13 protein-coding genes, 1 tRNA gene and 1 pseudogene are annotated in these 10,857 nt (G+C 60.8%); 6 read left to right on the top strand and 9 right to left on the bottom strand.

The annotated features are described in order from the left end of the window. A partial coding sequence (locus YU9_RS0134700; protein ID WP_027575595.1) for an IS3 family transposase occupies positions 1–198 on the top strand: 198 nt, incomplete at its 5' end. A gap of 134 nt (positions 199–332) precedes the next feature. Here YU9_RS0134700 and YU9_RS0134695 read toward each other — a convergent pair. The 4 genes from YU9_RS0134695 to YU9_RS0134680 all read right to left on the bottom strand — a co-directional run bounded on the left by YU9_RS0134695 (position 333) and on the right by YU9_RS0134680 (position 3,895). Further along, a complete protein-coding gene (locus YU9_RS0134695) occupies positions 333–914 on the bottom strand; it encodes a GDP-mannose pyrophosphatase (protein ID WP_027576874.1) in 582 nt (193 codons plus the stop codon). Between the two features lie 103 nt (positions 915–1,017). Beyond that, positions 1,018–1,458: a GNAT family acetyltransferase gene (locus YU9_RS0134690; protein ID WP_027576873.1), complete on the bottom strand. Its 441-nt coding sequence runs from the start codon at positions 1,456–1,458 to the stop codon at positions 1,018–1,020. Further along, positions 1,455–2,882 (bottom strand): FAD-binding oxidoreductase, encoded by a 1,428-nt coding sequence (locus YU9_RS0134685; RefSeq protein WP_027576872.1) that lies wholly within the window; start codon positions 2,880–2,882, stop codon positions 1,455–1,457. Before YU9_RS0134685 ends, YU9_RS0134690 begins: the two co-directional genes overlap by 4 nt. A gap of 23 nt (positions 2,883–2,905) precedes the next feature. After that, entirely contained in the window at positions 2,906–3,895 is a 990-nt protein-coding gene (locus tag YU9_RS0134680; RefSeq protein WP_027576871.1) for an L-threonylcarbamoyladenylate synthase, read from the bottom strand. Positions 3,896–3,963: 68 nt separating this feature from the next. On the opposite strand from YU9_RS0134680, the gene YU9_RS0134675 reads away from it, so the two are divergent. After that, a tRNA-Pro gene (locus YU9_RS0134675) sits at positions 3,964–4,040 on the top strand. Between the two features lie 321 nt (positions 4,041–4,361). On the opposite strand, the gene YU9_RS43445 is transcribed toward YU9_RS0134675, so the two are convergent. Then, the gene (locus YU9_RS43445) at positions 4,362–5,312 is read right to left on the bottom strand and encodes a tyrosine-type recombinase/integrase (RefSeq protein WP_051380616.1); all 951 of its coding nucleotides are present in this window, start codon (positions 5,310–5,312) and stop codon (positions 4,362–4,364) included. On the opposite strand from YU9_RS43445, the gene YU9_RS0134665 reads away from it, so the two are divergent. After that, positions 5,302–5,625: a cysteine peptidase family C39 domain-containing protein gene (locus YU9_RS0134665; protein WP_027576870.1), complete on the top strand. Its 324-nt coding sequence runs from the start codon at positions 5,302–5,304 to the stop codon at positions 5,623–5,625. The two genes, YU9_RS43445 and YU9_RS0134665, sit on opposite strands and share 11 nt — an antisense overlap. A gap of 4 nt (positions 5,626–5,629) precedes the next feature. Continuing rightward, on the top strand, positions 5,630–5,869 hold the full coding sequence (locus YU9_RS0134660; RefSeq protein WP_027576869.1) for a hypothetical protein: 240 nt from the start codon (positions 5,630–5,632) through the stop codon (positions 5,867–5,869). Between the two features lie 359 nt (positions 5,870–6,228). Here the strand turns inward: YU9_RS0134660 and YU9_RS0134655 are convergent, their stop codons facing one another. The 3 genes and pseudogenes from YU9_RS0134655 to YU9_RS50460 all read right to left on the bottom strand — a co-directional run bounded on the left by YU9_RS0134655 (position 6,229) and on the right by YU9_RS50460 (position 8,212). Further along, entirely contained in the window at positions 6,229–6,645 is a 417-nt protein-coding gene (locus tag YU9_RS0134655; protein WP_027576868.1) for a hypothetical protein, read from the bottom strand. A gap of 11 nt (positions 6,646–6,656) precedes the next feature. After that, positions 6,657–7,072 (bottom strand): annotated as a pseudogene (locus YU9_RS50465) (four-helix bundle copper-binding protein). Positions 7,073–7,819: 747 nt separating this feature from the next. Next, a complete protein-coding gene (locus tag YU9_RS50460; protein WP_245266660.1) occupies positions 7,820–8,212 on the bottom strand; it encodes a response regulator transcription factor in 393 nt (130 codons plus the stop codon). On the opposite strand from YU9_RS50460, the gene YU9_RS50455 reads away from it, so the two are divergent. Together YU9_RS50455 and YU9_RS0134640 are read left to right on the top strand one after the other, a co-directional pair. Then, positions 8,132–8,629 carry a hypothetical protein gene (locus tag YU9_RS50455; protein ID WP_245266662.1) on the top strand — a complete coding sequence of 166 codons (498 nt, stop codon included), beginning with the start codon at positions 8,132–8,134 and terminating at the stop codon, positions 8,627–8,629. The genes YU9_RS50460 and YU9_RS50455 overlap by 81 nt on opposite strands. Before the next feature lie 736 nt (positions 8,630–9,365). Further along, positions 9,366–10,070 (top strand): Crp/Fnr family transcriptional regulator, encoded by a 705-nt coding sequence (locus YU9_RS0134640; protein ID WP_027576866.1) that lies wholly within the window; start codon positions 9,366–9,368, stop codon positions 10,068–10,070. A 215-nt stretch (positions 10,071–10,285) separates the two neighbouring features. Here YU9_RS0134640 and YU9_RS43435 read toward each other — a convergent pair whose 3' ends face one another. Next, positions 10,286–10,855 carry a hypothetical protein gene (locus YU9_RS43435; RefSeq protein WP_027576865.1) on the bottom strand — a complete coding sequence of 190 codons (570 nt, stop codon included), beginning with the start codon at positions 10,853–10,855 and terminating at the stop codon, positions 10,286–10,288. Between the last annotated feature and the right edge of the window lie 2 nt (positions 10,856–10,857).

Here is a 10,857-nt window from a genome sequence, read left to right as displayed (position 1 = left end):
TGGGACAACGCGGCGATGGAGAGCTTCTTCTCGTCGCTCAAGACCGAACGGACCGCCAACAAGATCTACCGAACCAGAGACGAGGCACGAGCCGACGTGTTCGACTATATCGAAAGATTTTACAACACGATCCGCAGGCACTCGACCATCGGCTATCTCAGCCCGGTTGAGTTCGAGCGCAAGGTGGGATTAGCTTAACCTGGTGTCCATCAAACCGGCAGCAGCTCAGGTGACGGTCTCTCCGCATTCAACAGTGCCCGAGTGGAGAGATCACCCCACCCCGCTCGCGCTACGCGCGATCGACCCTCCCCCTCCAGGGGAGGGTAAGCAAGTCACCTGAACACATGCAGCGCCACGTATTGCAGCAGCATGATCGCCTTGGCGTCGATGATGCGGCCGTCGGCGATCATCGCCAGCGCCTCGTCAATCGAAAGCTCCAGCACCTCGATGTCCTCGCCCTCGTGCTCGAGGCCGCCGCCGTCGCTGACGCGCATCGAAGGCTCGTATTCGGCGATGAAGAAATGCAGCTTCTCGGTGATGGCGCCCGGGCTCATGAAGGCCTCGAACACCTTGTGGAGGTGGTGCAGGCGATAGCCGGTTTCCTCCTCGGCTTCGGCGCGGATGCGCACCTCGGGGGCGGCATCGTCGAGCACGCCGGCGGCGGCCTCGATCAGCAGATCGTCATAACCGCGAATGAATGCCGGCAGGCGGAACTGGCGCACCAGGATCACCGTGCGCCGTGCAAGGTTGTAGGGCAGGACGGCTGCGGCGTTGTCGCGCTCATAGGTCTCGCGCTGCTGCGTCTGCCACTCGCCATTGCTGCGCCGGTACTCGAACGTGGTGTTCTTCAGGGGCGTCCAATTGTCCGAGAGTACGCGGACGTCCTTGATGCGGACGCGGTCGGAAATGGTCATGACTTAGTGTCTCATCTGGTCGATCGCGGCGGTGTCGTTCGCCTCTCCCCGCAGGCGGGGCGAGGGAGCGCACCGCGTTCGGCGGCGGCATCTCGCCTCAGTCTTAGGGAGTAGTATCGCGGCCGTCGAGCCACTTCTGGAACATCACGGACGTCGATAGCTCGAAACCCAGCGAGCCATAGAACGCATTGGCCTGCGCGTTCTCGCGGCGGACCAGGAGCTGCAGCTTCGAAATTCCGGCCGCGCGTAGCCAATCTTCCGCCGCTGCCATGATGGCGCGGCCATGGCCGCGCTTCTGGCTGTCAGGATCGACCGCGACATAGTAGACCCAGCCGCGATGGCCGTCATGGCCGACCATGACGGTGGCGACGATCGCGCCGGCCTCGCGGCCGATCAGCACGGTGGAATTGTCGCGCCGCCGCGCCAGCGCGATGTCGGCATGCGGGTCGTTCCAGGGCCGCGTCAGGCCGCAGCGCTGCCACAGCGCGACGACCTCTTCGGTATCGGCGTCCGAGATCGAAGCGATCGCGAGAGAGGCGCTCACAGCACCTTCCCCGGATTCATGATACCTTGCGGATCGAGCATCGCCTTGATGGACCGCATCAGCTCGATCGCGGTCTTGTCCTTCACCTCGGGCAGCTCGTCGCGCTTGAGCACGCCGATGCCGTGCTCGGCCGAGATCGAGCCGCCCATGCGCAGCACGATCTCGAACACCACCGCGTTCATCTCGTGCCAGCGCGCCAGGAAGTCCGCGGTGTCGGCGCCGACCGGCTGGCTGACATTGTAGTGCAGATTGCCGTCGCCGAGATGGCCGAAAGGCACCGGCCGCGCGCCCGGGATCAGCTTCACCACCGCGGCATCGGCCTCGGTGATGAAGGCGGGCACCGCGGCAACGGGCACGGAGATGTCGTGCTTGATCGAGCCGCCCTCCGGCTTCTGCGCCGCCGACATCTCGTCGCGCAGCTTCCAGAACGCACCGCGCTGGGCGAGGCTCGCCGCGATCACTGCGTCGTCGACGATCTCCTCCTCCAAGGCGCGGGCGAGGACCGTCTCCAGCGGCGTGCGGGCGTCCTCGCCAGGAGTGGACAATTCCATCAGCACGTACCAGGGATGCTTCGCCTCAAGCGGGTCGCGCACGTCGATGCCGTGGCGGACCGCGAAGTCCACCGCCATCTCCGACAGCAGCTCGAAGCTCGTCAGCGCATTGGCGGCTTCGCCTTGTGCGATCGTGAGCAGCTTGAGCGCCGCCGCCGGCGATTTCAGTCCGACGAAAGCGGTCTCGATCGCGCGCGGCTTCGGAAACAGTTTCAGCGTCGCCGCCGTGATGATGCCGAGCGTGCCTTCGGCGCCGATGAAGAGGTTGTGCAGATTGTAGCCGGTATTGTCCTTCTTCAGCTTCGACAGCGCGTTCAGCACACGCCCGTCGGCCAGCACCACCTCCAGGCCCAGCGCCATCTCACGCGCGACGCCATAGGCGAGCGCGGCGGTGCCGCCGGCGTTGGTCGAGAGATTGCCGCCGATGGTGCAGCTGCCTTCCGCGCCCAGCGACAGCGGAAACAACCGGTCCACTTCCGCCGCCTTCGCTTGCGCGATCTGCAGCACCACGCCGGCCTCGCAGGTCATGGTGTTGGAGGCGGTATCGACCTCGCGGATCTTGTCGAGCCGGCGCAGCGACACCACCACCTCGCCATTATGCGGCGTCTGGCCGCCAACGAGCCCGGTGTTGCCGCCCTGCGGCACCAGCGCGATGTTGTGCGCGGAGGCGAGCTTGCAGATCGCGGAGACCTCCGCCGTCGAGCCCGGGCGCAGCACCAGCGGCGAGCGTCCGTGGAACAGGTTGCGCTCCTCGGTGACGTAAGGCTCGATATCGGCCGCATCGGTGATCGCGTGGCGCTCGCCGACGATCTTGCGAAATTGGTCGATCAGCTCGGGCGCAAGCGGCGGGGTGGCGGATTTATTGACGTTCATTCTCGTGTCTCTTCTCAAGCTTCTTATCGGGCAACCGCAGCCCGGCGCAGCCGGTCGTTGATCGCTTCGCCCAAATCCTCTTCCGGGATCGGCATCACCGCAATCGACCGCGGGCTTTGCGCATCAAGGGCGCGAAGATAGCCGAACAGATTGGCAGCGGCTTCATCGAGATCACCGGTGGGCGACAAATTCATGACGGCCGCGGCGCCGTCAATGCCGGGCAGGCGCGACGGCCCAAACGCCAGCAGCGCCTCGCCGGGCATGACCTCGCGCGCATCGAGCCGCACATTGGCGCGCGGCGCGTAATGCGAGGCCAGCATGCCTGGCGCCAGCGGCTGACTGTCGTCGCTTTCGACCTCCATCGGCGGTCGCGCCAGCGGCGCACCCAGCACCGCCTCGATCCGTTCGCGCGAGAGCCCCCCGGGACGAAGCAGCATCGGCGCGTTGAAGCAGCCGACAATGGTCGATTCGACGCCGACCGCGACCGGCCCGCCGTCGACGATCAGGTCGATCCGCCCAGCAAGGTCGCTGTCGACATGGGCGGCCAGCGTCGGCGAGACGTGGCCGGAGATGTTGGCGGACGGCGCCACCACCGCCCCACCAAAGGCGCGCAGGATCGCCTGCGCCACGGGGTGGGCGGGAATGCGGATCGCGACCGTGTCGAGGCCGGCGGTGGCGAGATCCGCCACCGGGCAGCCCTCCGTCTTCGGCACCACCAAAGTCAGCGGCCCCGGCCAGAATGCCTCGGCGAGCTTCAACGCGCGCGCGTCGAACCGTCCGATCCGCCGTGCGGCCTTTAGGTCGGCAACATGCGCGATCAGCGGATTGAACGCCGGCCGTCCCTTGGCGGCATAGAGATGGGCGATCGCGGCTGCATTGGCGGCGTCGGCCCCTAGCCCGTAGACCGTCTCGGTCGGAAACGCGACCAGCCCGCCGGCCGCCAAGGTCCGGGCGGCGACTTCCGCGCCGGCCTCGCCGGCCGGCAAAATCCGTGTTTCAAGACCCGTTTTCACAGGGATAAAATTCCTCATCTCGGCCGCTTGCAGTGCGTCAAACCCGACGCTATAAGCCGCCTTCTTGTCGGAGTGTGGCTCAGCCCGGTAGAGCACTGCGTTCGGGACGCAGGGGTCGCAGGTTCGAATCCTGCCACTCCGACCATCATTTCAAGTACTTATAGTTTCTATGTTTTTTTGGCGCAATGAAATGCGCAACGATTTGGGGCACGGCAGCCATGCCCCTCGATCTAAAGGCTTACGTCAAAGACGTCGAGGAGCAGATAAAGCAGATCCGGGACGATCTTGCGCCGCTGGAAGCCGGGAAAATGACGATCGGGGAACGTGAAGGAAATGGGCGAAGGAAATGGGCCTTGGCGGGATGTCACGCAGGACATGATCAGGCACCACAAGTCTTCCCTCGAGACCTACGAGCCCTATTTTGGCCGACCTCCGGCGCGAATAGCCCGCGGCGAATAGGTTCAGCTCAGCGCCTTCCCCCAAACGCCTCTGCGGCCTCTTCCTGGAAATCCGGGTGGTGATGGCCGTAGTTGGCCTCGAGCTGCTCCACGGTCATCCCAAGCCAGCCAGCGGCCTCCCACATATCGACGCCTGCTTGCATGAGCCAGGTCGCCGCGGTGTGGCGCAAGGAGTGGCGAACCACGTCATCGCCTAGCCCGGCATCCTCCAGGATGCCCTCCCAGGCCGATCTGATCTTGCCAGCAAGCGGCTGACCATCGTGCATCCGGTTGACGACGAAGCGTATCTGCTCGCCATCCTTCAAAAGGCCCGCCGCTCGCAGCTCGGACGAGCGCGTCTGGTCGATCTTCCGCCAGCGGACCAAGTGAGGGCGTAGCCGGCTGGCAATCTTTGCGGGCGGTCGTCGCTTCTTGGTTGACCGTTCCAACGCACCCTTGCCTTGGTACACCATCGCGTCCAGATTCATCCACGGATGGGTCGTTGTTGGTAGCCACTGTGTTCGGCGGATCGTCTCCTCGCGGCGGGCGCTGTATATGCCAACCAGAGTGAAGCGCGTAGCCGGGTAGCGGCGGCGGATAATCCATCGCTCACGTCTCACGAGCTTGCCATCTTCCCTGCGTTTCCAGGTCTCCCGCTCATTGTCCCACACGTAGCCAATCGCAGCACCGAGCAATCGGGCGGCTTCATTACGTGTCAACCATCGGTGCCGCCCCTCCGCCTTTGGAGGCAGCGTAATCTTTGGCACCACGTTAAGCGTGTGTTCCGCGTGATACGCGTTAATGGCAGCCCGCAAATCCTCAAGTCGGCGTCGCGCAGTCTGGTCCGAGACCGTACCGTTGCGAGGCTTGAAGCCGGCTTTCCTGTTGTTGTCGTTCGGCGAGCCCGTAGACCAATCTACGAAATCGCGACAAAGCTGAGCCTTGAGTTCGCCGACCGTTTTGTCGCCATTGCCTGCCATCGTCGAACGGCACGACGGATCCTTTGCGATTCTTGGCAAGGCCGGCACCGAAGATGTGCTCATTCACGACCCCGCGCTCAACCGTCTGCAGGTCGTCAAGCGCGCCGAGTTCGAGCAGGGGTGGACCGGCCGCATCGTGCTGATGACGCGGCGGGCGTCTCTTTCCGATCTGGCGCGCAAGTTCGACATCATCTGGTTTCTCCAGGCCATGCACAAATACCGCCGGCTGCTCGGCGAAGTGCTGGTTGCATCATTTTTCCTGCAGGCAGGTCCATTCGAACCTCATCGGACTGCACGTTACTGCGGGAGATAGCGATGTGGCACGGGCTCTCCGTGGCCTGACCGGCCGGTTTGTCCAGCATAGCGCCGACGCGGAGACGGCCTTGGCGCGCGCCACGACCATGTTGGCCTCGTTCGTACGGCGTGAAGCCAACGTCCTGTCCATCATCGACGGCTTCCAGGTCGCCTTCTGGGCTGCGATCGTCGGGCTCTTGCTGGCCAGTCTCATGCGTGCGGCGCCGGCGGGCCCGCTCACGCCGGCACGGGCGAAATCGTGAAGAGATCCCGTTCTCCCCGTGCTGCTCGCTATCAAGATCAGACTCTCATGCTACGCGAACGTGCGCGCTGCGCGATGAGCCGCAATGTAGGACATCCCACGTCGAAATCCGCTAACGGTAGTCGATCAAGACACGTTTTGAGCTAGGCTGTCCGTCGATATGAAGACGGCGCCTCAACGACAGTGGGTTCGCGATGTAGCGGAGCGCCGACTTGAACCCTGAGAGGCGGACAGAGGCCAATGCAAGGAGCGCGCATCGGTTGAAGATTGCTCAGACTTGCGCCGTTTGGCTCGAGCTTGCTCAAATTGGCCCATGATGGACTGGACCGATTCATAGGCCCATATAATGCGCCGAATTCTTCAACGCACTGAGGCCCAGATCGATCCTTGCTCCAATTGGGCAACGTGTCGGACGACACCTTGCTTCCCATCGGAAATGGTGCCTAAGGTCGCATGCCGATGCGCGCCTTTCCCGAGCCAACGCTGCAACTCAGGAACTTGGACATTCGATGTGCTCAAAGCGGCAAATACGGCGCTGCTGATCGTCTGCTGCTGGCTGCGTAGATGATCTTCGAGAAGCTTGTGCCGCGTAATGTAGCCTGCGTTTACGCCGGGAATGGCATGGTTCATCAGGAGCTTGGCGTCGACCTCCGAGACACCTGCTGCTGTCGCAATCGTGCGGAAGGTTTGACGGAGGTCATTTCCCCACTTTGATAGCATTTCCCGGTCCTCTTTTGTCTCCGCCAAATGCCCCGACGCGCTGTCGGCCGGAAACACAGATGATGCAGTTAATGTACCGCGGCCCGCCCGGCGTCTTCACAGGCGCTCATGCACCGCCGGCATGCGTCGGCGCAGATCCGACAGTGTTCGTGCATCTTGGCGTGCTTCTCGCATTCCTTGGCGCAGAGGCGGCATGCCGCAGAGCAGGCGTCCAGCATTCTGCGGATCATCTCCTCGTCTGAGCCGGTCCGGCGGGTCGAGATCCGGCCGGTGATGTTGCAGATGTCAGCGCAGCCAGGTTCAGCCGAATGCACTGAGTAAGCGAGTTGACGTTCTCCTCCGCGAGGCAGGCATCCGCACAGGACGTACACGTCTGTGCGCAGGAGTAACACTCCTCGATGCAACGGATGAGTGCGTCGTTCGTCTGTCCACGCACGTGAGGGTGCGTGCTGATCATTTCTTGCGCATGCATCGAAATCTCCATAATGGACGCTCGCTTCGAACGACGCAAGCCGAGCCAGGGCGGTCTTGGACAGGTTCGATGATGGATGAGAAACGAGGCTTTGCAGGTGCTGCAGATATTGTCGCCCACGCTGAAGCGGCGGTTCAACACCTCAAGGAACTGAGCGTAGCTTGTGCGAACGGTGACAAACAAGAGGGCGGCGCAGAGCGCTGCGGCAGGCGATTGGCGAGCTCAAGCTGGCTCGCGCCATGTTGCGGACCGGGATCGAGTGAGTTGGAGCACTTCCGTCGGCTATGTCGGCAAGAGGTTTATCGTGAGCCTGAAGCTCCACGATGCGCTTTCGGAGGCGCTTGAGACGATAGAAGCGGGCGGCCTCATACGCAAATACAGCCTGGTCTGGTCGCGACGGAGCGAGGCGCCACGGATTGATGCACCAAAGGATCAAACGGATGTATGACGAGGAGCTGGCAATGGGTTCGCCGAATATTTCACACCTGCAATACTCTTCTTCTTCATGAAATCGAAGGGGGTGCGGCCGCGTCTGGAGATGGACCGTGTTTGGAGAAACAAGGAAAGACTATTTTGTCAGACGCGGAGCGCAGCAGGCCAGCGGACCGCATGCCTTCGCGGTTCTCTTTGAAACGTTCGCTGGAGGATGTAGGCCTCGGCGGTGGCAGGCCAGCGTCGATCTTCGCAAACCTGTTCGCAACGAGCGAGCAAGTTCATCGCCTTCAGCGCAAATGTCACTAGCCTCGCCGTGGAAGTCCTTCAACCTTTCGAGGGTACTCTCGATGTGCCGCTGAAGCTTACAACTCTGCCTTGAGAAGCTGAACGACTGCGGGGTTGAGCGGCGCCTTCTGCATGCGTGGCGTTCAAGTTGCGTTCCTTGTTCTCGACCATGTTTGCTATCAGAGATGCGTCGCTTCGTTTGACTGCGGCTCTTGCTTGGACAGAGTGCGGGACCAGCAAGTTTGGCGCTACGGGCGGGGAGTCCGCGTTTTCGCTAAGCTCGTTGTTGATGCCCCAAATGGCGGCTTGCGTCCGATTGTGCACGCCGATTTTGCGAAGGATCGCCTTTACATGGACCTTAACGGTCGACTCCGCGATGTCGATCTTCCGTGCAATGCATTTATTCGAATCGCCTTCGACGACGCAGCGCAAAATCGACTTTTGCCGCGGAGAAAGCTGTTGTGCGCTGCGTTCGTCTGGCGTGACTGTCAGGTCCTTGCGCGCGCTTGCGCGATCATTGCGTCCACCCTTGAGATCGAGGGCCAAGGGCAGGAATGCCGGAGGAAACACCGTTTCGCCCATGATCACGAGTTCGATCGATCTGGTGAATACGTCACGGTTCATGAGGTCAACGAAATACCCATCAGCACCGGCCTGAAATGTTGCGGCCACTTCATCTGGCCGGTATCGATCGGCAACCACAACTACGCGCGCATCTGGGTGACCGCGTCTAAGGGGCTCGATTTGCTCGCGAGCAATCTGGAAATCGTCGCCGGTATGTACGAGGACAAACAGCTTCTGACCCTGTTCGAATCTACTTGCGTACAATTGATCAGCACATGTCACTGAACTCACTGTGCCAAAATCGGCAGAGCGTAGGAATTCAGCAAGAGCGTCTTTTCGTAAGCAGTTTCCCCCAATCACTATGGTTGTTAAGGAGCGTTTCCTCCCGACAGATCTCCTGCTCATAATTGATCTCCTGCAGGCAATTCAAATCTCGCAAACGACAGGATGCCGATCGGTGGCACTTATTGGTATAGTGATATTCCACGCGGCCCGGCTGAACCTGCATCTCGCGAATCGGAGGCTCCCTTGCCTACGATTGAGAAGCGCATACCGGCAAGATACCGATGAACGCGAGATCGCCGCAGCTTAGGCCCGCAGCACTGCGCTCATGTAGCGTAGCGCGACCACATGGTAGGCCGAGCACGCACACTGTATACGCAGCCACTACTGTAGAGGCAGTCGCATAAAGACCACGTGAGAGTCTGTATGGCTCAATACAGTTTACCACTTTATTTCGCGCTGAACCACAGTTGGAACCGCACATCCGCAGCAAGCTCCCGGGCGCACCTGTTCGAAATAGGAGGATTGGGTGGGGTTCAGATCTTACGCGGCCCAGTCGACTTCTTGAACCACGTTAGGATCGCTGATCGTTATGGAGTAGTCCAAAGGATGTACTTGCACGGATGCCGTCGCTGCTCAAAGCTTATGCAAGCCGATCGGCCCGGTCGCGAGGTATTCGCCATCGGATCTTATCGGCGGCGAATGCCAATACTGATATTCGTTTTCCAGGATAGACACGATGATAAGGCAGCTGGCTAAAAATAAGGTGCTTGCCGCCATGTCGCCTGCCGAGGTTGAGCTTCTCAGACCGGAGGAAGCCGAGTTCTCGCGCGGTGAGGTCCTGTTCGACTGGCATGGCCGGGTGGACCGGATTTACTTTCCTCAGACAGCGCTTGTATCGCTTTTGACCCACCTCAAAGAGGGCGGGACGATTGAAACGGGTACAATCGGTTGTGAAGGGATTGTTGGGTCTTTTGCGATTCATGGCGATGGCATTGCTCTGACGCGGTCGATTGTGCAGATTCCGGGACGTTGTTCCGTGGTCAAACTCAATCGGATGAAGAAGGCAGTTTCCGAAAGCGAAGGAATCCGTATGCTCGTCGGTCACTTTCAACAGGCCTTCGCCGCACACGTTCTGCAGCAAGTTGCGTGCAATGCAGCCCATGATGTGCTCTCGCGATGCGCGCGCTGGATCCTCATGGGGCTTGACCGAACTGAGGGTGACGTTGTCCATCTCACGCACGAATTCTTGGGAGAAATGCTTGGTACAGTGAGACCGACCGTGTCGTTGGCTCTCAAGAAGCTTCAAAACGATGGGCTCATCGAGACGTCCTACGGGAGGATCCGAGTGCTGGATCGTTCGGGACTCGAGAATGCGAGTTGCGAGTGCTATGGGGTCATTCGAACGACATATCGGCGACTGCTACCCCTGACGTATGCGTGAGGCCATCGCGACGGAGTTGCGAGCGAGCGCTAACATGACCCAGCCCCCGCGAGAGCATTCCTAAGCAGCTCTGAAACAAACTCGCCAATCCGGCTTGCCGGGTCTCGGCAGCACGCGCGCCGATTCTGTACGTCGCTGAACCAAAATCTGGTCCTGCGGCCTTCAATTGTATGTATGTACGCAGCAGGGCTCGCGATGCCTTGGCGGTAACACGCTCAGGGCTTGACGTAAGTCCAGCCCTGCTCCTCCCTCTCCATAATGCGTACGACGCCGGAGTTGACGACTTGAGCCTCTGGAATGAGCTGTATCTCCTTGTTCTCATGCTTGCGCATGTTCTCCCGCGTGTTGCCGCACGCTTTGAACATCACCTCCGGCGTGCTCAACGACATCGTTTCAATTCGGTCCTTCACCGGTGAGGTATCGGTGCGGAGCATGTGCAAGCCGGGCCCGAAGGTGATCACTTCGATCTTAACCTTCTCGCCCATGTCTTTATAATGTTGCACAACGTTTGTAGCGTTGTTCAGGGTCAGATTCATCGCCGCCGCATCGTTACTATTCACCTGCAAGATGAGGCGATGTTCTTTGTTCTTAGCCGTCGATCGATTCTCTGAGCTGGATAAGCGGCGCACGTCTTTTTTCGTCGCAACCACCGCTTTTTGTTTTCGCAGAAGGGACTCCGGCGCCCGGTCGCCAGGTCGCGCAGCTTCCTGCCCCGTAGACAAAGATACCGCCACGAGAAGCATAGCCAGGCTTGTTGTTCCCTTTAGCGCAATGTGCCGTAACATGA

The sequence above is a fragment of the Bradyrhizobium sp. WSM1743 genome, from assembly GCF_000473065.1.
Taxonomy (GTDB): Bacteria; Pseudomonadota; Alphaproteobacteria; order Rhizobiales; family Xanthobacteraceae; genus Bradyrhizobium.
The sequence above is the reverse complement of the archived record's forward strand: the minus strand, read 5'-3'. Positions and strand labels throughout refer to the sequence as shown.

What these genes read in the sequence shown, in the direction of transcription:
- YU9_RS0134695 (WP_027576874.1), bottom strand. Translation starts at nt 914, where the DNA reads ATGACCATTTCCGACCGCGTCCGCATCAAGGACGTCCGCGTACTCTCG.
- YU9_RS0134685 (WP_027576872.1), bottom strand. Translation starts at nt 2,882, where the DNA reads ATGAACGTCAATAAATCCGCCACCCCGCCGCTTGCGCCCGAGCTGATC.
- YU9_RS43445 (WP_051380616.1), bottom strand. Translation starts at nt 5,312, where the DNA reads ATGGCAGGCAATGGCGACAAAACGGTCGGCGAACTCAAGGCTCAGCTT.
- YU9_RS50455 (WP_245266662.1), top strand. Translation starts at nt 8,132, where the DNA reads ATGGACCTTAACGGTCGACTCCGCGATGTCGATCTTCCGTGCAATGCA.
- YU9_RS0134640 (WP_027576866.1), top strand. Translation starts at nt 9,366, where the DNA reads ATGATAAGGCAGCTGGCTAAAAATAAGGTGCTTGCCGCCATGTCGCCT.
- YU9_RS43435 (WP_027576865.1), bottom strand. Translation starts at nt 10,855, where the DNA reads ATGTTACGGCACATTGCGCTAAAGGGAACAACAAGCCTGGCTATGCTT.